Origin of the sequence: Hydrogenophaga sp., assembly GCF_030158645.1 — a bacterium.
GTDB lineage: Bacteria > Pseudomonadota > Gammaproteobacteria > Burkholderiales > Burkholderiaceae_C > Hydrogenophaga.
In genome coordinates, this window is sequence record NZ_JAOASO010000103.1 from 21,272 (window position 1) to 40,244 (window position 18,973).

Here is an 18,973-nt window from a genome sequence, read left to right on the forward strand (position 1 = left end):
CGTTCAGCGAACCGGCATCGGGTACATCAGGCCGCCCTTGTTCCACAGCGCGTTCACGCCGCGCGGCAGACCGATCGGGGTGATGTTGCGTTCGTAGGATTCGCCGTAGTTGCCCACGGCCTTGATGGCACGGACCGCCCAGTCCTTGTCCAGGCCCAGCAGCTTGCCCGTGTCTTCGGTGCCACCGCCCAGCAGGCGCAACACATTGGGGTTCTTGCTGTCGCGTTTCATGGTGTCCACGTTCGCGGCGGTGATGCCCAGCTCTTCGGCTTCGAGCAGGGCATGGCCCACCCATTTCACGATGGCGAAGAAGTCGTCGTCGCCACGGCGCACGGCCGGGCCGAGCGGTTCCTTGGAGATCAGCTCGGGCAGGATCATGTGATCGGCGGGTTTGGCGGCTTCCTTGGACCGGATCGAGGCCAGGCCCGAGGCGTCGGTGGTGTAAGCCTGGCAGCGCCCGGCGAAGTAGGCCGCGTTGGTGGCGGCCAGCTCGGCGAACACGATGGGGCGCAGGTTGAGGTTGTTGGCGCGGGAGTAGTCGCTCAGGTTGAGTTCGGTGGTGGTGCCGGCCTGCACACACACGGTGGCGCCCTTGAGCTCTTTCGCGCTCTTGACCTTCAAGGCCTTGGGCACCATGAACCCCTGCCCGTCGTAGAAGTTGACGCCCGTGAAATGCAGGCCCAGCGATGCGTCGCGCGTGAGCGTCCAGGTGGTGTTGCGCGGCAGCAGGTCCACCTCGCCCGATTGCAGGGCGGTGAAGCGCTGTGCGGCGTTCAGCGGCACATAGCGCACCTTGTTGGGGTCGTTGAGCACCGCGGCGGCGACCGAGCGGCACACGTCCACGTCGATGCCGCTCCATTTGCCCTGGCTGTCGGCGGCGGAAAACCCGGCCAGGCCGGTGCCGACGCCACAGACCAGCTCCCCGCGCTTCTTGATCGCGTCCAGGTCCTTGCCTGCGTGAGCGGGCAGGCTGGCCGCAGCCGCCAGCCCCAGGACCGCCAGTGTCAAGCTTGTTTTCGTCATGGGTTCTTTCTCCTTGGAGTTGAAAGGAATGCGGGATGTCCTTTTTTAACCCCGGATCGGGGTTTGCGCGCGAAAGCCACGCAAATCACACATGGCTTTTGTGCAACTGCGCGGTGGCGTGGAGGTCTCTCCCGCGACAAGCCGTGTTTTCATCTCGGCGGGTGAGCCGTATCCTTCGGCCAGAAGACAGAACAACGGAGACAGCGCATGAGCAACAGCACCACGCAGGCGACCGGGTCGTCCGCGCCGCACCACCGCTTCTGGCCCACGCGCCTGCCGCACCGGATCGATCCGCCGGCCACCTCGCTGTGGCACAACCTGGCGGTCAGTGCGCTGCGTTACCCGGACAAGCCCGCGCTGGTGTTCTTCGACCAGGTGCTCACCTACCGCGAACTGTTTGCCCAGGCCGAGCGGTTGGCGGCGCACCTGCGCGGGCAGGGCGTGCAGGACGGCGACCGCGTGATCCTGCTGATGCAGAACTGCCCGCAGTGGGTGGTGGCGCATTTTGCGATCCTGCGGGCCAACGCGGTGGTGGTGCCGGTCAACCCGATGAACCGCAGCGACGAGCTGCAGCACTACATCACCGATCCCGATGCGCGCGTGGCCATCAGCGCCGCCGATCTGGCCGGTGAACTGCTCAAGGCCAACGCTGCGGTGCCCCAGTCCGAACGGTTGCGACACGTGGTGGTCTCGCACTACAGCGACGCTTACGGTCCCGCCGCCGAGGTCCCGCCGGCCTGGAGCGACTGGTTGCACACGAACCACGCCTTGCCCGAGCTGCCCGGCGGCACGGTGAGCGACTGGGCCGACGCGCTGGCCTGCAGCGGCACCGCGCCCGCGCACAACCGAGGCCCCGACGACCTCGCCGTGCTGCCCTACACCAGCGGCACCACCGGCCTGCCCAAAGGCTGCATGCACCCGCACCGCACCCTCATGCACAACGCGGTGGGCGTGGGTCTGTGGACCAACAGCACCTCGGAGAACGTGGGCCTGCTGGTGGTGCCCATGTTCCACATCACCGGCATGGTGGCGGGCATGCACGCCGGTGTGTACAACGGCGCGACCCTGGTGGTCATGCCGCGCTGGGACCGCGACCTCGCCGGGCAACTCATCTCGCGCTGGCGCGTGACGCACTGGACCAACATCCCCACCATGGTCATCGACCTGCTGGCCAGCCCCCGCTTCGACCAGTACGACCTGTCCAGCCTGGTGCTGGTCGGCGGCGGTGGCGCGGCCATGCCGCAGGCGGTGGCGCAGCGCCTGCTCGACCAGTACGGTCTGCGTTACTCCGAAGGCTATGGCCTGACCGAGACCGCCGCGCCCTCACACAACAACCCGCCCGACCATCCCAAGCAGCAGTGCCTGGGCATTCCTTTCCTGAGCACCGAGGCGCGGGTGGTGGACCCGATCACACTCGAAGCCATGCCGCAGGGCGAGGCCGGTGAAATCATCATTCACGGTCCCGAGGTGTTCGACGGTTACTGGAAGCGCCCCGAGGCCACCGAAGCCGCCTTCATCACCGTGGAGGGCAAGCGTTTTTTCCGCTCGGGCGATCTCGGCCGCATCGACGAGGATGGCTACTTCTTCATCACCGACCGGCTCAAACGCATGATCAACGCCAGCGGCTTCAAGGTCTGGCCGGCCGAGGTGGAGGTGTTGATGTTCAAGCACCCGGCCATCGCCGAGGCCTGCGTGATCGCCACCACCGACACCTACCGTGGCGAGAGCGTGAAGGCCGTGGTGGTGCTGCGCGAATCGCACCGCGCCACCACCAGCGAGCAAGACATCCTGGACTGGTGCCGGGAGCACATGGCGGTCTACAAGTGCCCGCGCACGGTGGAGTTCGTCCCGGCCCTGCCCAAAAGCGGCAGCGGCAAGGTGATGTGGCGCCTGCTGCAGGAGCAAGAGGCCAGCAAGACCGCGCCTGCACAATGACGCGATGCCTTCCATTGCCCACATCTTTCACCGTCTCTGGCAACCGCGCCGCAGCCTGTTCTGGCTCGTGCTCGGTTTCAACGCGCTCTCGAGCTTCATGGTCGGTTTCTTGCAGTTGAACGATCCGCCCATGGGCATCCGCCTGGTGGTGAGCGTGTTTGCGCTCACCAATTCGCTCATCGGCTGGTGGCTCACCGTGCGCCTGTGGCGCGAAACCGATCCGAACCGTCCCTCCGACCCCCCTCCATAGGAAATCCCATGTTCAAGGCACTCGTCATCACCAAACCCGAGTCGGGTTACCGCTGCGACCTCACCGAGCTGGACGAGGCGCAACTGCCCGCCAGCGGCGACGTGACGGTGCGCGTGGACTACTCCACCGTCAACTACAAGGACGGTCTGGCCATCACCGGCCAGTCGCCGGTGGTGCGCAGCTTTCCCATGGTGCCCGGCATCGACTTCGCGGGCTCGGTCACGCAGAGCGACCACCCCAGATGGAAAGCAGGCGACCGGGTCTTGCTCAATGGTTTTGGCGTGGGCGAGAACCACTGGGGCGGTCTGGCGCAGATGGCACGTGTCAAGGGCGACTGGCTGGTGGCCCTGCCCGACACCCTGAGCGAACGCGATGCGATGGCGGTGGGCACCGCGGGCTACACCGCCATGCTGTGCGTGATGGCGCTGCAACGGCACTGGGCGGACGCGGGCGTGGCACCGGGCAGCGGCGAGGTGCTGGTGACCGGGGCGAATGGTGGCGTGGGCAGCGTGGCGATTTCGCTGCTGGCGGGCCTGGGCCACACCGTGGTGGCGTCCACCGGGCGCCCGCAGGAGGCGGATTTCCTGAAGTCACTCGGCGCGTCTGCCGTGATCGACCGCAGCGAACTGGGCGCTCCGGGCAAGCCGTTGCAAAAGGAGCGCTGGATCGGCGTGGTGGACTCGGTGGGCAGCCACACACTGGCCAACGCCTGTGCCAGCACGCGTTACGGCGGCGCCGTGGCGGCCTGTGGCCTGGCGCAGGGCATGGACCTGCCGGCCAGCGTGGCGCCTTTCATCCTGCGCGGTGTCACGCTGTACGGCATCGACAGCGTGATGGCGCCGATGGCCCGGCGCGTGGCCGCCTGGGACGCGCTGGCCAAAACCCTTCACCGCGAGCAACTGGCCGCCATCACCACCGAGATCGGCTTGGGCGAAGCCATCGGCGCTGGCAGCGACATTCTGGCCGGGCGGGTGCGCGGGCGGCTGGTGGTCAACGTCAACCGCTGACGCGCACGCTCACCCCGTGTTACAAATCGGGGCGGTTGCGCGGGAATACACATCGCTGGACGGCGTTGTGTTGGTCAATCGTTCACATCACAAGTAACCACCCCATGCGCATCTTTTCCACCATCCTGGACACGGTCACGCAGCGGCTCATGAGCGAGCCGGTGCGCCACGACCCGGCCGCCCTCGCGCGCATCCGCCGCGCCATGATCGAGCTCATGCCCAAGGACGCGGGGTGGGAAGACGAACGGCTGCGCCACCGCCTGCTGGTGGCGGTGGACCCGAAAAGCTTGTGGTTCCTGCGGGTCGAGCTGCACCAGCGGCTATGCCGCAGCGTGGGCGAAGAGGCGGCGCTGGAGAGCGTTCAGGCTTTGTGGCCCCTGTTTGAAGACAGCATCGAGCCCGCGCTGTTGGGCAAGCGTCCCGGACGGCGCGGCGGCAGCCAGCGCGGTGACACACCGCCCGGCCGCTGACGCTCAGAGCGGCCCGCTCACCGTGTCCCGGTAGGCGTGCCAGGTGGCGTGGCCCAGCACCGGCCCCACCACCAGCAAGCCCAGGAACAGGGGCAGCATGGCCAGGCCCACCAGCAGCGTGATGAGCGCGCCCCACCACAGCATCACGGCGGGGTTCTGCAGGCAGGCGCGGATGCTGGTGAGGCCGGCGGAAATGGCGTCGACCCGCCGGTCCAGGATCATGGGAATGGAGATCACGCTCGTGACGAAGATCAGGCCGGCGAACACGCCACCGACCACCGCGTAGGTGATCAGGAACGTCAGGTTGTCGGGGTTGAGCAGCTGCGCCACCAGGTTGGTGGTGGAGGGCATGGTGTTGAACGTCACGGCAAACACCACCAGCGAGGCCCGTCCCCAGAGCATCTCCAGGATCAGCAACACCCCTGCAAAAATGGCTATGGTGCCCTGCGTGGGCCGCCAGGCCAGCAATGAGGCGCGCAGCGACGGCCGCTGACCGGCCTGCAGGGCGCGGCTGGCGTCGTACAGGCCCAGGCAGAGGAACGGCCCCATCAGCAGAAAGCCCGCGCTCAGCGCCAGCACATAGGCCGGCGCGGCGCGAAACACCGCCAGCAAGGCGTGGCCCATGAGAAAAAAGCACAGGCCGTAAAAGAGCCCGATGCGCGGGCAGCGCGCGAAGTCGGCCCAGCCCAGCCGCAACCAGCGCAGGGGATCGCCCGCGCGCAGGTCGGTGATGCGCAGGTCGAACACCGACGGCGGACGTGGTGGCTCGGTCGTTCTGTTGTTGGCGGGCGTGGGTTCGGCCATGGGTGTTCCTCGTCGGCCATGGATTGAACCACCAACCCAGCCTTTGCGCAGCTTGCACGCCGCTGGACCCAGGCGCCTTGATCCAGCGCATGAAATGGGCTCATGGGGCGTCGGATCGGCCGCATGCCCCCAGTAAACTGCGGCTCCATGACCAGCGAATTCCAGCCTCCCTACGTTCCCCTCCACGAGCTTGACGCTTCTCTCAAGACCACGGGCTTCGCGCTGCTCAGTGCCGCCAGCGTGGCGCAGTGGCTGCCCGCCAGCGTGGCCGAACTGCAGGCCCTGCACGCGGGCTGGGACCACCTGCCGGCCGACGCCTACCTGAAGGACGGTGGGCGCTACCGCAGCCGGCGCCACAGCTGCTTCGTGGTCCATGGTGAGCAGGTGCAGCAGTCACCCCACCGTGCGCACTGGCAGCCGCTGGAATACAACGCCCTGCACGGTGGCATGCAGCGCTGGTTCGAGCCCATGGAGCCGGCGGTGGTGGCCCAGCCGGCGTGGGGTCGCTTGCTCACGCGCCTGGGCGAAGCGGCCAGCGCCCTGCGCGGCCCACAGCCGTGGTTTGTGGAAGCCCACCCGTTTCGCATCGACACCACCGACGGCATCGGACGGCCCACACCCGAGGGTGCGCACCGCGACGGTGTGGACCTGGTGGCGGTGTTCATGGTGGCGCGTCACGGCATCAAGGGCGGCGAGAGCCGCGTGTTCGAAGCCAACGGCCCGGGAGGCCAGCGCTTCACGCTGCGCGAGCCTTGGTCGCTGCTGTTGCTGGACGACGCGCGCGTGATCCACGAAAGCACGCCGATCCAGCCGCTGGAGGGCGATGCCCTGGGCTGGCGCGACACCCTGGTGGTGACCTGCCGCGCCGGGGGTTTTCAGGGCGACTGAGCCGGCGCCGTGGCGGCGCCCGCCGGTGACAGCGGTTCACCTGGCGACGGGGAGGTCCAAGGGCCCTGCGGCACCACCTGCGGCTCGGGCGGGTCGGACCGGTAGTGCGGCGACATGATCTGCACGCCGTTTTCGTTGAAGACGTCCAGGATGTTGGCGTGCAGCTGGTGGAGCGCTTCGGCGCGACGACGAGGCGCGTTCTTGTTGCTTTGCGCGCACAACCGGTACTCCACGTAAAAGTCCGACAGGGCCGTCTGCACCACGTACGGTCTGGGCTCCGCGGCCACGCCGGGTGTGCGCCCGGCGGCCTCCAGCAGCATGGCATGCACCTGCCGCCAGGGCGTGCTGTAGCCGATGGTCACACCCGTCTGCAGCATGAACTGCCCGTCTTCCACCAGGCGCGAGAAGTTGCGGATCGGCTGGCTGAAGATCACGCTGTTGGGCAGGCTCACCTCTTCGCCCAGGCCGGTGTGCACCTTGGTGGTGAACATCCCCAGGCTGGTCACCGTGCCCTCGGTGTCGCCGATCTTCACGTACTCACCGACGCGCAGCGAACGTGAATACATGAGGCTCAGACCCGACAGCGCCTGCCCCACCACGCTGGAAGCGCCCAGGGACAACATCAGGCCGGCCATCACCGACAGGGCCTTGAAGGCTTCGGTGTTGGCGCCCGGCAGATAGGGGTAGGCCATCGCCAGCGCAAACAACCAGATCACGAAGTTGCTCAAACGCCGCGTGGGGGAGGCGGTGTCCCGGTCGATCCAGGCCAGCGCGATGTCGCCGCTTTCCACCCGGCGCAGGAAGGCCGCGTTGGCCTGCGTCACCATGCGCGCGATCACAAAAATCAGGGCCGCCACCACCAGGCCGGGCACCGCGGAGGCGATGGCCCCGGCGAACTGGCGCAACAATTCCAGCAGCCACGCGGTCGAGCGTTCGCCCCAGGGCCGTGTCCAGGCGAACTGGTGCAGCACGAAGGTGACCCATGCGTCGACGATCAGCACCACCAGCGTCCAGGCCACGGCGCCCATCAGCAGCCGGGAGGCCACGCGTGCGTGTTCGGCGTAGGTGGAGACCAGGGCGGCCGGGGTGCCCGGGGCGGCGGGCGTCAGCAGGGCGTCGCGGACCCGCATGGCCAGCCGACGTCGCAGCCGGAAGGTGCCGCGCACCAGCAACCAGGCCGCCAGCGTGGCCACGAGCGACAGCGCCAGACCCAGCGCGATCCGGCGTGGATCGCGCACTTCGCCCGCTTCCGCCACCGCGGTCTCCAACCGCAGCAGCACGTCGCGCGCCTGCGCCTCCAGCGCGGCGTCAGGCCGCGGTGCGTCCGAATCACCGGCCGTGAGGAAAAACACCGTGCGGCCGTCGATCTCGAAGCGCACCGAGTCGCCTGTGCTCGTCTGGCTCACCGACCGCGGCCCCGGGGCTGTCAAGGCCGTGGCCAGCGCTGCCTCGGCCAGGCGCACGCGCTCGACCGGCGTGTCGTTCAGCATGGTGGTCCGGAACGTGGCGATGCGCCGGTTGTGCAGGTACAGGGTGTCGGGAGCCGCTGCGCTGTCGGCGGTGGCGCCCGGCCGGCTGGCGGGCGCCGGGAGGTCCAGGGACTGGGCGCCCAGCCAGTGAGGCCACAGGGCCACCCACAGGAGCAGCAGGAACTGGCACAAGACAGCGCATCGGGCAGCACGTGGTGGGTTGGGCAAGTGGATCCCCCGAGGTCAGGACGATGCCCGTGAGCTTTCCACATCCGGCCCATGCCGTCGAGTTGAACCCGCGTCGGTTGCCCTGGCCGTTGCGGCCGGGCCACCCCGGGAGAAGCGCCGGTGCACGGGTTCAATGCACGACCTTGCCGGACGGTTCGCTGCGGCCTTCGTTCGCCCCGGGCGGCAGGTGCCGGATCGGCAGCCCGAAAATCAGCTTGTTGGGCAGGCACAGGTCGTCGCCGGCGGGCGTGCGCAGGCGTGTGGTGAACATGCCCATGGCCACCACCGTGCCTTCGGTGTCGCCGATCTTCACGTGTTGACCCACGCGCAGCGTGCGGGAATACATCAGGCTCAGACCCGCCAGCGCCTGTCCCACGGCGCTGGAGGCGCCCAGCGAGAGCATCAGTCCGGTCATGACCGAGAGCGCCTTGAAGGCCTCGGTTTCCGCACCCGGCAGATAGGGGTAAGCCATGGCCAGGGCGAAGATCCAGAGCACGGCGTCGCCCACGCGGCGCGTGGCCAGCGCCGTGTGGGCGTCCAGCCAGGACAGCCGCCTGTCACCGCTTTGCACCCGGTGCATGAAGGCAGCGTTGGCCTTGGAGAACATGCGTGCGATCACCACGATGAGTCCGGCCACCACCAGGCCCGGCACCGCGGCGGCGGTGGCCGTGGCGAAGTGATGCAGCACCTGCAGCATCCAGGTGGAGGACAGCTCGCCCCAGGGCCGCGTCCAGGCAAATTGCAGCAGCACGAAGCTGGCCCAGGTGTCCACGATCAGCAGCACGATGACCAGGGCAACGGCGTTGGTGACCAGCCGGCAGGCCACGTGGGCGTGTTCGGAAAAGGCGGCCAACACGCGTGCGGTGGTGCTGGCCGCAACGGGCCGGTGCAACGCCGCGTGAAGCCAGCGGGCCACCCGAACGCGGATCGTCAGGGTGGCGCTCACGAGCCCACTGGCCAACAGACTGGCAGCAAGGCAGAGCAGCACATCGACAGCGATGCGCTGGCGATCGCGCAACTCGCGCGCTTCGATCACCGCCTTCTCCAGCCGCTGCTGCACCTCTTGCGTGGCCAGTCGCAGCGCGGACTCGGGCCGTGCGGTTCCCGCGTCTTCCGCCACCAGAAAAAACACCGTGCGGCCGTTCAACTCAAACCGCACCGAGTCCGGCGTGGCGCTGTGCGTCACTGTGGGCGGTTCAGCGCCTTGCAGGGCTGCGGTCAATGCGGCGTGGGCCAGCGCCACCCGGTCGCCGGGCGCGTCGCCGAGCAGCGTGGCGCGAAAGCTGACGATGTGCCGGTTGTGCACGTACAGCGCATTGGGCGGGCGGGCGTGGTGTTGCGCGCCGTGGGGGCGCGGCGTGAACACGTCCAGCGGTTGGGCGAACGCGATGCCACCGGCCAGCAGGGCGGTCGTCAGCACCGCCCGGCACAGGGCCGGCCAGAAAGAGAAGTTGAGGAGGCAGCACAAGAGAACACCTCGTCAGGACGGTGCCTGCAAGGTTCGCACCCGCCAACGCGCCGCGCCATCCGGTGCGGGCCGCAGGCGATGGACACGCGCCCGTGCTCAACAGGACGTCAGCGGCGGATCGCGTTCGGGAAATACATCGCCGTGAGGCTGCGGCTGTGCACCGGCGAAAAGTCGTCGCCCACTACCGTGGCACCGCTGCCGTAGCGGCGCCATTCGCGCACCCAGTGCAGCTGGTCGCACACCTCCACCAGACCCACGGTTTCGCGGTCGCCGATCAGGATGCCGTGCACGCGCAGCGCCAGCCTTTCTTTGGCATCGCGCAGCAGCGCCAGCGTGCGGTGGGTCACCCCGAACTCGCCGTCGCTCACGATCAACAGGTCGGCCTGATGCCACTCGGTGGTCTGCACCAGCTCGATGGCACGTTCCATCGGCGTCTGCACATCGGTGCCGCCGTCAAAGCTCTGACCCATGAGGTCGAGCAGGTGGGACAGGCCTTCCGCGTCCATCCCCATGTCGCGCTCCAGCAGCTCGTCGGGCCCGCCAAAGGCCAGCAGGCGGCAGGCGCGTCGGCCCGCGTGCGCGCTGCGCAGCGCCTGCAGCACGCAGGCCTTGGCCACGTTCTCCGGCGCGCCGCGCATCGAGCCCGAGGTGTCCAGGCACACGATGAGCGGGCCGCGCCCGGCTGGGGTGTGGGTGTGCCTCCGGGCCTGCAGTTCGGGCTGTGGCAGCGGGCGCTGCGACTGCTCGCGCGCGCGGTCGTCGTAGGTGAGCAGCTGGGCTTCTGCAAAGCGCGCGCGCCACAACCGGCGCAGCACCGGGTGGGTGAGGTTGAGGCTTTCGCCACCGGTCATGCGCGCCAGCGTGCGCGATCGGCGCACGCCGTCCACCGCCGTGGGCTCGGGTCGGCGTTCGTCTTCGTCGGCGGGGTGCCGTGCGGCCGGCATCTGATCGCGCACATGGGGCTGGGTGGTGAGGGCGGGTGGGTGCCGCGTCTGTTCGCGCCGGCCCACGCCGTCGATGAAGCGCGCGAGCTGCGGCAGGCGCTGCAGCAGTTCTCCGATGCGCCGGGCCTCGCCCCACTCGCGCCGGCTCAGGTGGCCTTGCAGGTCGTCCCAGCGCAGGTGCGCCAGATCACCCAGCGACTGCAGCAGCGAGAGCACCTCGTCCCAGCCCTGGCGCTGCACGTCCCAGCTGTCGCGGAATTCACCCCTCATGCGCGCGATGGCCTGCGCGCGTGGCTCGTTGGCCGGCCGGTCGATCAGGCTGTCCAGGTGCCACAGCAGGCTTTGCATCACCTGGCGCGTGAGCGGCGCGCTGCCCTGGGTGAGGGTGAGCAGTTCCAGCTCCACCAGCAAGGGCCGCAGGGCCTGCGTGGCGGCGGCGTCGCCGAAATCCTCGGCGGTGTCGGGCAGGGCGCCCGCCAGGAGTGCCTCCATCCAGCGCGCCATGTGAGGCAGGCGAGCGGCTGGGCGGCCACTGCTGCACACCACAGCCCAGCGCCAGAGCTCGCGGGGCAGGGTGTCGAGGTGGTGGTAAGGAATTGAAGGGTTGGCGGGCCCTTCGACAGGCTCAGGGTGAACGGCGTTTGGTGGCGCCCGGTTGGCCAACCCACCCGTTCGAGCCGAGCCTGTCGAAGCCCTCACGGGGATTCCCACGTCACCGGCGCGGGACGGTCCACCTTGGTTTCATCGACGGGCAGGCCCGCAAAGCCGTTGCGTGTGGTCTGCAGCTGCGCGATCAACGCCGCCACGCTGGTGCAGCGTCCCGTGTGCACCGAGTCGATCTGCGCCAGCCACGACGGAGGCAGCCAGTCGTGCGCCCGCGCGGGCTCCAGCACGGACTGGGCCATGGTCAGCAGTTCGCTGTGCACCGTGGCCAGGCGGGCGAGCAAATCATCGGTCTGTGCCACGCGCGCCTCGATGTGCACCGGGCTGTAACGCCGCTGGGCACGTTCGCTGGTGATGCGCACCATCTCGCTCTCGCCCGCGGTGGGGCCGGCGATCGCCTTGGCCAGGGCCACCTTGCCGGCGCTGTCGTCCTGTGCATCGGCGGGCGCGCGGCGCTCGATGTCGAGCTGTTGCTCGAACGCGGTGACCGCCCGCTCCAGACCGTCCAGCGGCAACGGAGCGGTTTGTGCCACGCGGTGCATGAAAAAGTCGGCCCATCCCGGCACGTGGGCAGGGTCGGCGGCGAGCACAAAGGGCAGCAACCACAGGTCCCAGCTTGCAACCTCCGGGGCGCCGCGGCTGGCGGCCTGCAGCTTGAGCACGTCCACCAGCTGGCGCCAGCGCCGGTCCGACACCACCTGACCCGTCTGCGCGGCGTGTTGCCGCGCCTGCAGCAGCAGGCCGAGCACGCCTTCTCCCACGCCGGTGTGCGTCGCCCGCGCCCGCAGGGCGTCCAGCTGGCGGTGGTCGATCAGCGCGTCTTGCGGCGGTGCATGGGCGCTGGCAGCGGTGATTTGCAGCAGCTCGGCAAAGTGGGCGTCGTCCACCGGCTGCACCGGCACGCGCAGCAGAAAGCGGTCGTAAAACGCGAGCAGGCTCTCATCCTGCGGCTGCTCGTTGCTGGCGCCCACCAGGCACACGAGCGGCGCCGGCAGGCGCTGGCTGCCGTTGTCGAACTGGCGCTCGTGCAGCAGGCCCAGCAAGGTGTTGAGGATGGCCGAGTTGGCCTTGAACACCTCGTCCAGAAACGCCACCTCGGCGCTGGGCAAGTAGCCCTCGGTCAGGCGCTCGTAGCGGTCGTCTTCGAGGGCGCGCAGCGACAGCGGGCCGAAGAGCTCTTCGGGCACGGTGAAGCGGGTGAGCAAGCGCTCGAAGTAATGCGCGCCGGGCAGCAGACGCTGCAGCCGGCGCGCGAGTTCGCTCTTGGCGGTGCCCGGCGGACCGAGCAGCAGCACATGTTCACCGGCCAGCGCGGCCAGCAGCAGCGCACGGGCGGCCACGTCGCGCTGCAGCAGGCCGTGTTCGAGTTCGGCCAGGGCGGGTGCCCAGGGCCGGGGTGGAGCGAGGGCGTGTTCGGGCATGGCAGACATTCTGCCGCCCGGCCTTCAGATCCGCTCGAAGATCGCTGCAATTCCCTGGCCGCCGCCAATGCACATCGTCACCAGCGCATAGCGGCCCTGCACGCGGTGCAGCTCGTGGATGGCCTTGACCGTGATCAGCGCGCCGGTGGCGCCGATGGGGTGGCCCAGCGAAATGCCCGAGCCGTTGGGGTTGACCTTGGCGGGGTCCAGGCCGAGGTCGCGCGTGACGGCGCAGGCCTGGGCGGCAAAGGCCTCGTTGGCCTCGATCACGTCGAGGTCGTTCACGGTGAGGCCGGCCTTATTCAGCGCGATCTTGGTGGCGGGCACCGGGCCGATGCCCATGTACTTCGGGTCCACGCCGGCGTGGGCGTAGGCCACCAGGCGCGCCAGTGGCTTGGCGCCGCGCGCCTTGGCGGCGCCGGCTTCCATCAGCACCACGGCGGCTGCGGCGTCGTTCAGGCCCGAGGCGTTGCCGGCGGTCACAGTGCCGTTTTCCTTCAGGAACACCGGCTTGAGCTTGGCCATGTCGTCCAGCGTGCAGTCGGCGCGGAAGTGCTCGTCGGTGGCCCAGGACACGTCGCCTTTTCGGCTCTTGAGCACCACCGGCACGATCTGGTCCTTGAAGCGACCCTCAGCGGTGGCGCGCTGTGCGCGGTTGTGGCTTTCCACGGCCAGCTTGTCCTGGTCTTCGCGGGTGATGCCCCACTTGGCGGCGATGTTCTCGGCCGTCACGCCCATGTGGATGGTGTGGAAGGGGTCGTGCAGCGCGCCGACCATCATGTCGACCATCTTGGTGTCGCCCATGCGGGCACCCCAACGCATGTTGAGGCTGGCAAAGGGTGCGCGGCTCATGTTTTCCGCACCGCCGCCGATGGCCACGTCGGTGTCGCCCAGCAGGATGCTCTGCGATGCCGACACGATGGCCTGCAGGCCCGAACCGCAGAGTCGGTTGACGTTGAACGCGGGCGTGCCCTCGGCGCAGCCGCCGTTGATGGCGGCCACGCGCGAGAGGTACATGTCCTTGGGTTCGGTGTTGACCACGTGGCCAAACACCACGTGCCCCACGTCCTGGCCGTCCACACCGGCGCGGGCCAGCGATTCGCGCACGACCAGCGCGCCGAGCTCGGTGGGGGCCTGGTCTTTCAGGCTGCCGCCGAAGGTGCCAATGGCGGTGCGCACGGCGCTGACAACAACAACTTCTCTGCTCATGGGAGGTCTCCTCGTGGTTGGGGGGGTCACTATCGTAGCCTCGTGGCCCCACCGACAACTGTGACCGGTATCGGCGTCAGAAGGTCTGGCGGGCCAACACGCGCAAGCGCCCGGGATCCCCGCCTGCGGCCGGCGTGGGGCGGGTGACGAGAATTTCGCCCATCGCCAGGTACTCGCCGGTGAGCGCGGTCACGTTCACCTGGTGCGTCACCAGCATGAGATTGCGCGGCGCCCTCCAGCCCTGCACGTCGCGCAACACGTCCTGGCTCTGGTCCGGGCCACCGCTGCTGCCGAAGAACGAGTTGAGCGGCGTCCACACGGTGTTCTGGCCAAAGGCGAGCAGGGCGGTGTCGACACAGCGGCACCAGGCGCTGGAGCGCACCTGGTCGAGCTGGACACGCTCGCGTGTGAAAGCCGCTCCCACACGCCGGGCCTGCTGGCGGCCGGCTTCGCTCAGATTGCGCTGTGTGCTGCACTGGCCGAGCGTGAAGTTGGGTGGGTCGCCCACACCCGGTTCGGTTTGTGCATGGCGCATGAGCACCACGCAGCCGCCTTCGCGCAGCAGGTCCCAGAAGCCCGGGGTCTGGGCGCGGGTGGGCAGGGCGATGGCACCCAGGCTCAAGGTGGTGGACAGGGCAAATTCGCGTCGGTTCATGGGTTGTTCCGGTTGAACAAGGACTCAGCCGCGCACATCGGCCACCGGTTGGTCGCCGAAATCGACACGGGCCAGAAAGGCGAGCACGCGGGCAGCGGCTTCGGTGGGCGATGTGAGCTGGCCCTGGCGCTGGAGTTCCACAAAGCGGCTGCGGTCGGGAAAGGCCGCCGGGTCGCCCGCGCGCAGTTGCACCTGCATGTCGGTGTCGATCACGCCGGGCGCCAACGAAACCAGCCGCGCGCCGTGCTCGCGGTGGGCTTCGTCGAGCGCGCTGCAGCGGGTGAAGTGGTCCATGCCGGCCTTGGCCGCGCAGTAGGGCGCTTGCGCGGCCATGGCGCTGCGGCCCAGGCCCGACGAAATGTTGAGCACCTTGCGCGGTCCGCGCCAGCCCGCGTCCACCCAGGCGTTGGTGGCGCGCAGGAAGGCCGCGGTGAGTTGCATCGGCGCCTCCAGCCCCACGCGCAACGCATTGGCCAGGTCGTCGGGCGGGCATTGGTCCAGCGGGCCGATGCGCGGGATCACGCCGGCGTTGTTGATCAGCGTGGCGCTGGACCACGTGCTGGCGGGCTGGCTTTCCAGAAAGGCCTGCAGCCGGTGGGCGGCGCCGGTGGTGTCGGCGAGGTCCTGCGACCACTGGGTGAGTGGAGCGCCGAGGGCTTTGGCTTCTGCGGTCAGGGCGTCGTTGAGCTGGCGCGAGATGCACAGCAGGTGGCGCGTGGGGTCGAGCAACTGGCGGGCCATGGCCAGGCCCATGCCGCGCGAGGCGCCGGTGAGGATGGTGAGGTGTTGTGGCGTCATGGTGTGGTCAGAAAGGGCAGGGGCTGTGGAATTCCAGGGTCTGGCCATGGAAGGGGTGCGGGAGCGCGAGCCCGTGGGCGTGCAGCAGCAGGCGGCTGGTCAGGGCAACGAAGTCGGGCGCAGCGTACAGCGCATCGCCGACCATGGGGTGCCCAAGGGCTTGCAGGTGCACGCGCAGCTGGTGGGTGCGGCCGGTCACGGGCTCGAGTTCGAGGCGGGTCGTGCCGGGGGCTGTGTGGCCCGTGGCGATGCGCCAGCGGGTGGTGCTGGGTTTCCCGTGTTCGAGGTCCACCTTCTGCAGCGGCCGGTTGGGCCAGTCGGCCAGCAGCGGCAGGTCGATGGTGTTCCAGCCATTGTCGGGTTGTGGGTTGGCGAGTTCACCCGCCACCACGGCGGTGTAGCGTTTGTGCACGCGGCGTTCTTCGAATGCGAGGCTGAGCGTGCGTTGTGCTTCCACGCCACGGGCCATGACCACCAGACCGGAGGTGGCCATGTCCAGCCGGTGGACCACCAGGGCGTCGGGCCATCGGGCTTGGGCTCTGGCGCTCAGGCAGTCTTGTTTGTCGGGGCCTTTGCCGGGGACGGCCAGCAGGCCTGCTGGTTTGTCGAGGACGATGAGGTGGTCGTCTTCGTGGACCGTTTGGAGATGGCTCACATCCACCTCGCGGGTTCGCGGACGCACGGTCGGTCGCCGATGACCGGACCAGCTGGAGAAAGAATGCACGCCATGAACCGCATTGTCCAAGCAAAGGACAATACCCCCCATGCTGTTGCTCGCCCCCATGGAAGGTTTGCTCGACGCCACCCTGCGCGATGTGCTCACGCGCACCGGTGGCATCGACCGCTGCGTGAGCGAATTCATCCGCGTCACCGACATGCTCCTGCCCGAACGCGTGTTCGTGCGCGTGGTGCCCGAACTGCTCAACGGTGGTCGCACACTTGCCGGCGTGCCGGTGCGAGCCCAACTGCTCGGATCTGATCCCGCCTGCGTCGCTGAAAACGCCCAACGCCTGGCCGGTCTGGGGCCGCACGGCATCGACCTCAACTTCGGCTGCCCCGCGAAGACGGTGAACCAGAGCCGCGGAGGCGCCGTGCTGCTCGACGAGCCCGAGCTGGTCGGCCGCATCGTTGCAGCGGTGCGGCGGGCCGTGCCGGCCCAGGTGCCCGTGTCGGCCAAGATGCGCCTGGGCTTCAACGACGACACACGCGCCGAAGAGTGCGCCCACGCCATCGCCGAAGCCGGGGCCGATGAACTGGTCATCCACGCCCGCACCAAGGCCCACGGTTATCGGCCGCCAGCGTATTGGGACCGGCTGGCCGAGGTGCGCCAGTCGCTGCCGGCGCACCTTCGGCTGCCCGTGATCGCCAATGGCGAGATCTGGACCGTGGCCGACGCCCAGCGTTGCCGCGAAGTGACCGGCTGCGAACACCTCATGATCGGGCGCGGCATGGTCACCGACCCCGGCCTGGCACTGGCCATCAAGGGGCAGGGCAGCGTGGCGTGGGAAGAGCTGCCGCCGCTGTTGCAGGTGTTCTGGCAGCAGGTGAGCGCGCGCGTGGAGCGCCGCCACCGCGCCGGGCGGCTCAAACAATGGCTCAACTACCTGCGCAAGCGCTATCCCCAGGCCCAGCAGGCCTACGACGACTTGCGCCTGCTGCACGAACCCGCGCACATCGAGGCCTGGCTGCAGCGCGCGCAAAGCCCCGCCACGCCTACCACAGAGCCGATCCAGGCGCTGCCAGCAGAAATGGCGCAGCCGTGTTAACTTCCGCCCCCCGGACCTGCAACACGACCCCCGTATGAACTCTCTGAATCACCGGCTGGACGCCCTCTCGGGTGAGCGCCTGCGCGGCATGCGCCGCGGCCTTGAAAAAGAGAGCCTGCGCGCCCAGCCCGATGGCAAGCTGGCGCTCACGCCGCACCCGGCGGCCCTGGGCAGTGCACTGACCCACCCCAACATCACCACCGACTACAGCGAGTCGCAGCTCGAGCTCATCACCGGCGTGCACGAATCGGTCGAATCGTGCCTGGCCGAACTCACCGAGGTGCACCAGTACACCGTGCGCAGCCTGCGCGCCGTGGGCGAAGAAATGATGTGGGCCTCCAGCATGCCGTGTGGCCTGCCCACCGACGAGACCATCCCGCTGGGACGTTACGGCTCGTCCAACGTCGGCCGAGCCAAGAGCGTGTACCGCATGGGCCTGGGCCACCGCTATGGCCGGCGCATGCAGACGATTTCGGGCATCCACTACAACTGGTCGCTGCCCGGTGTGAGCAGCGACGAGTACTTCGCCACCATCCGCAATTTCCGCCGCCACGCCTTTTTGCTGCTCACGCTGTTCGGCGCGTCGCCGGCCGTGTGTTCATCGTTCGTCGAAGGCCGCGAACACGAGCTGCAACGGCTGGGCAGCACCGGCACGCTCTACATGCCGCACGGAACCTCGTTGCGCATGGGGCGCCTGGGCTACCAGAGCGAGGCCCAGGCCACGCTGGCCGTGAGCTACAACGGGCTGGAGGGCTACGCCGCCTCCCTGCACGATGCGCTCACGAGGCCCTGGCCGGCCTACGAGGCGCTCGGCATCCGCAACCCGGGGGGCGACTACAACCAGCTCGCCACCACGCTGCTGCAGATCGAAAACGAGTTCTACGGCACCATCCGTCCCAAGCGCGTGATCTACCCCGGCGAGCGGCCGCTGCACGCACTGCGCGAACGCGGCGTGGAGTACATCGAAGTCCGCCTGATGGACCTCAACCCGTTTGAGCCCATCGGCATCGGTGCCAGCACGCTGCGTTTCCTCGACGTGTTCCTGTTGCACTGCATGCTGTCCGACAGTCCGCCCGACACGCCGACCGAGATCCGCGAACTGGCGCACAACCAGCACCTGACGGCCGCACGCGGGCGCGAGCCTGGCCTGAACCTCATGCGCAATGGCCAGCCTGTGCCACTCATGCAATGGGCGGCCGAGCTCATGGCCGAGCTTGGGCCCATTGCCCAGGCGCTGGACACCGCGCACGGCGGCAACGAGCACGCCGGCGCCGTGGCGCTGGCGCTGGCCCACCTGCAGTCACCCGACATGCTGCCCTCGGCCCGTGTGCTGCAAGCCATGCACGTGCACCATGCCGATTCGTTCGTGGGTTTTGCACGCGCACAGTCGCTGGTCACGCACCAGCACCTGCTCTCGCTCGACTGGAGCACCAAGCAGCAGGCGCGCTTTGAAGCCATGGCGGCCAAATCGATCGAAGACCAGCGCGCCATCGAGGCGGCCGACACCATGCCGTTCGAGATCTACCGCCAGGAATACACCTCGCCGAACCGCTTGGGCCGGCCGCAGGCCCACACCGCGGCGGTGACGGCCTGAGTCTTTTGGTTCAAGCCTCGCCGCCGAAGCGCTTGATCAGGTTGTCGATGTATTTTTCGACCAGCTTTTCAAATTCGCCTTCGACCACCGGCGCCACCACCATCTTCATCAAACCAGGCAGCGGCACCTCGATCTCGCCCTGAATCGCCAGCGTCACGTTGGTGGACTTCTTGTTGTCCACGATCTTCCAGTTCCCGCCCACCAGCGCGTTGCCGATGCCCTTGACCGGCGTCCACTTCACTGTCCCTTGACCCTTTGCCGACTCGTACTTGCTCACGTACTTGCTGGCATAGATCGTCTGGATGTTCACCTGCGCGGTGCCGACTTTCTCCATCTCCCACTGGTAGACGCCGCCACCCAGATCGGTGAGCTTCTCGACCT

General features: G+C 68.5%; 18 protein-coding genes. 7 read left to right on the plus strand and 11 right to left on the minus strand.

Features of this window, described 5'->3' with window-relative positions:
- Positions 1-3 precede the first annotated feature (3 nt).
- On the minus strand, positions 4-1,023 hold the full coding sequence (locus tag Q1W68_RS12020) for an amino acid ABC transporter substrate-binding protein (protein ID WP_300655293.1): 1,020 nt from the start codon (positions 1,021-1,023) through the stop codon (positions 4-6).
- A 207-nt stretch (positions 1,024-1,230) separates the two neighbouring features.
- On the opposite strand from Q1W68_RS12020, the gene Q1W68_RS12025 reads away from it, so the two are divergent.
- From Q1W68_RS12025 to Q1W68_RS12040, 4 genes are all read left to right on the plus strand, one after another.
- Positions 1,231-2,958: a long-chain fatty acid--CoA ligase gene (locus Q1W68_RS12025; protein WP_300655295.1), complete on the plus strand. Its 1,728-nt coding sequence runs from the start codon at positions 1,231-1,233 to the stop codon at positions 2,956-2,958.
- Positions 2,959-2,962: 4 nt separating this feature from the next.
- Positions 2,963-3,208, plus strand: a complete 246-nt coding sequence (locus Q1W68_RS12030; RefSeq protein WP_300655298.1) for a hypothetical protein — start codon at positions 2,963-2,965, stop codon at positions 3,206-3,208.
- Positions 3,209-3,216: 8 nt separating this feature from the next.
- The gene (locus Q1W68_RS12035) at positions 3,217-4,215 is read left to right on the plus strand and encodes an MDR family oxidoreductase (protein WP_300655301.1); all 999 of its coding nucleotides are present in this window, start codon (positions 3,217-3,219) and stop codon (positions 4,213-4,215) included.
- A 104-nt stretch (positions 4,216-4,319) separates the two neighbouring features.
- Positions 4,320-4,685, plus strand: a complete 366-nt coding sequence (locus Q1W68_RS12040; protein WP_300655304.1) for a hypothetical protein — start codon at positions 4,320-4,322, stop codon at positions 4,683-4,685.
- Positions 4,686-4,688: 3 nt separating this feature from the next.
- On the opposite strand, the gene Q1W68_RS12045 is transcribed toward Q1W68_RS12040, so the two are convergent.
- Positions 4,689-5,489 carry a DUF2189 domain-containing protein gene (locus Q1W68_RS12045; RefSeq protein WP_300655307.1) on the minus strand — a complete coding sequence of 267 codons (801 nt, stop codon included), beginning with the start codon at positions 5,487-5,489 and terminating at the stop codon, positions 4,689-4,691.
- A gap of 147 nt (positions 5,490-5,636) precedes the next feature.
- On the opposite strand from Q1W68_RS12045, the gene Q1W68_RS12050 reads away from it, so the two are divergent.
- Complete coding sequence (locus tag Q1W68_RS12050; protein ID WP_300658413.1) at positions 5,637-6,377, plus strand: 2OG-Fe dioxygenase family protein; 741 nt, start codon at positions 5,637-5,639, stop codon at positions 6,375-6,377.
- Here the strand turns inward: Q1W68_RS12050 and Q1W68_RS12055 are convergent.
- The 8 genes from Q1W68_RS12055 to Q1W68_RS12090 all read right to left on the minus strand — a co-directional run bounded on the left by Q1W68_RS12055 (position 6,365) and on the right by Q1W68_RS12090 (position 15,914).
- Positions 6,365-8,038, minus strand: coding sequence for a mechanosensitive ion channel domain-containing protein (locus Q1W68_RS12055; RefSeq protein WP_300655311.1), 1,674 nt, complete (start codon positions 8,036-8,038; stop codon positions 6,365-6,367). The two genes, Q1W68_RS12050 and Q1W68_RS12055, sit on opposite strands and share 13 nt — an antisense overlap.
- A 166-nt stretch (positions 8,039-8,204) precedes the next feature.
- On the minus strand, positions 8,205-9,542 hold the full coding sequence (locus tag Q1W68_RS12060) for a mechanosensitive ion channel domain-containing protein (protein WP_300655314.1): 1,338 nt from the start codon (positions 9,540-9,542) through the stop codon (positions 8,205-8,207).
- Between the two features lie 107 nt (positions 9,543-9,649).
- Positions 9,650-10,990: a VWA domain-containing protein gene (locus Q1W68_RS12065; protein ID WP_300655316.1), complete on the minus strand. Its 1,341-nt coding sequence runs from the start codon at positions 10,988-10,990 to the stop codon at positions 9,650-9,652.
- A 191-nt stretch (positions 10,991-11,181) separates the two neighbouring features.
- A complete protein-coding gene (locus Q1W68_RS12070; RefSeq protein WP_300658411.1) occupies positions 11,182-12,570 on the minus strand; it encodes an AAA family ATPase in 1,389 nt (462 codons plus the stop codon).
- A 24-nt stretch (positions 12,571-12,594) separates the two neighbouring features.
- Complete coding sequence (gene bktB, locus Q1W68_RS12075) at positions 12,595-13,779, minus strand: beta-ketothiolase BktB (protein ID WP_300716842.1); 1,185 nt, start codon at positions 13,777-13,779, stop codon at positions 12,595-12,597.
- Positions 13,780-13,855: 76 nt separating this feature from the next.
- Complete coding sequence (locus Q1W68_RS12080) at positions 13,856-14,434, minus strand: histidine phosphatase family protein (RefSeq protein ID WP_300655739.1); 579 nt, start codon at positions 14,432-14,434, stop codon at positions 13,856-13,858.
- 24 nt (positions 14,435-14,458) lie between these two features.
- Entirely contained in the window at positions 14,459-15,232 is a 774-nt protein-coding gene (locus Q1W68_RS12085) for an SDR family NAD(P)-dependent oxidoreductase (RefSeq protein WP_300655741.1), read from the minus strand.
- A 7-nt stretch (positions 15,233-15,239) separates the two neighbouring features.
- Positions 15,240-15,914 carry an RluA family pseudouridine synthase gene (locus tag Q1W68_RS12090; protein WP_300655743.1) on the minus strand — a complete coding sequence of 225 codons (675 nt, stop codon included), beginning with the start codon at positions 15,912-15,914 and terminating at the stop codon, positions 15,240-15,242.
- Positions 15,915-15,996: 82 nt separating this feature from the next.
- Between Q1W68_RS12090 and Q1W68_RS12095 the strand changes: the two genes are divergently transcribed.
- Positions 15,997-16,998 carry a tRNA-dihydrouridine synthase gene (locus Q1W68_RS12095; RefSeq protein ID WP_300716845.1) on the plus strand — a complete coding sequence of 334 codons (1,002 nt, stop codon included), beginning with the start codon at positions 15,997-15,999 and terminating at the stop codon, positions 16,996-16,998.
- Between the two features lie 34 nt (positions 16,999-17,032).
- Positions 17,033-18,592: a glutamate--cysteine ligase gene (gshA, locus tag Q1W68_RS12100; protein WP_300716847.1), complete on the plus strand. Its 1,560-nt coding sequence runs from the start codon at positions 17,033-17,035 to the stop codon at positions 18,590-18,592.
- 10 nt (positions 18,593-18,602) lie between these two features.
- Here the strand turns inward: gshA and Q1W68_RS12105 are convergent.
- The coding region (locus Q1W68_RS12105; RefSeq protein ID WP_300716848.1) for a hypothetical protein at positions 18,603-18,973 on the minus strand (371 nt) is incomplete at its 5' end.

Excerpts from the sequence above, each read along its gene's own strand:
- Q1W68_RS12020 (WP_300655293.1), bottom strand. The coding sequence starts at position 1,023 with ATGACGAAAACAAGCTTGACACTGGCGGTCCTGGGGCTGGCGGCTGCG.
- Q1W68_RS12035 (WP_300655301.1), top strand. The coding sequence starts at position 3,217 with ATGTTCAAGGCACTCGTCATCACCAAACCCGAGTCGGGTTACCGCTGC.
- Q1W68_RS12050 (WP_300658413.1), top strand. The coding sequence starts at position 5,637 with ATGACCAGCGAATTCCAGCCTCCCTACGTTCCCCTCCACGAGCTTGAC.
- Q1W68_RS12080 (WP_300655739.1), bottom strand. The coding sequence starts at position 14,434 with ATGAACCGACGCGAATTTGCCCTGTCCACCACCTTGAGCCTGGGTGCC.
- Q1W68_RS12025 (WP_300655295.1), top strand. The coding sequence starts at position 1,231 with ATGAGCAACAGCACCACGCAGGCGACCGGGTCGTCCGCGCCGCACCAC.
- Q1W68_RS12045 (WP_300655307.1), bottom strand. The coding sequence starts at position 5,489 with ATGGCCGAACCCACGCCCGCCAACAACAGAACGACCGAGCCACCACGT.
- Q1W68_RS12085 (WP_300655741.1), bottom strand. The coding sequence starts at position 15,232 with ATGACGCCACAACACCTCACCATCCTCACCGGCGCCTCGCGCGGCATG.
- Q1W68_RS12070 (WP_300658411.1), bottom strand. The coding sequence starts at position 12,570 with ATGCCCGAACACGCCCTCGCTCCACCCCGGCCCTGGGCACCCGCCCTG.
- Q1W68_RS12040 (WP_300655304.1), top strand. The coding sequence starts at position 4,320 with ATGCGCATCTTTTCCACCATCCTGGACACGGTCACGCAGCGGCTCATG.
- gshA (WP_300716847.1), top strand. The coding sequence starts at position 17,033 with ATGAACTCTCTGAATCACCGGCTGGACGCCCTCTCGGGTGAGCGCCTG.
- bktB (WP_300716842.1), bottom strand. The coding sequence starts at position 13,779 with ATGAGCAGAGAAGTTGTTGTTGTCAGCGCCGTGCGCACCGCCATTGGC.
- Q1W68_RS12065 (WP_300655316.1), bottom strand. The coding sequence starts at position 10,990 with ATGGCGCGCTGGATGGAGGCACTCCTGGCGGGCGCCCTGCCCGACACC.
- Q1W68_RS12030 (WP_300655298.1), top strand. The coding sequence starts at position 2,963 with ATGCCTTCCATTGCCCACATCTTTCACCGTCTCTGGCAACCGCGCCGC.
- Q1W68_RS12095 (WP_300716845.1), top strand. The coding sequence starts at position 15,997 with ATGCTGTTGCTCGCCCCCATGGAAGGTTTGCTCGACGCCACCCTGCGC.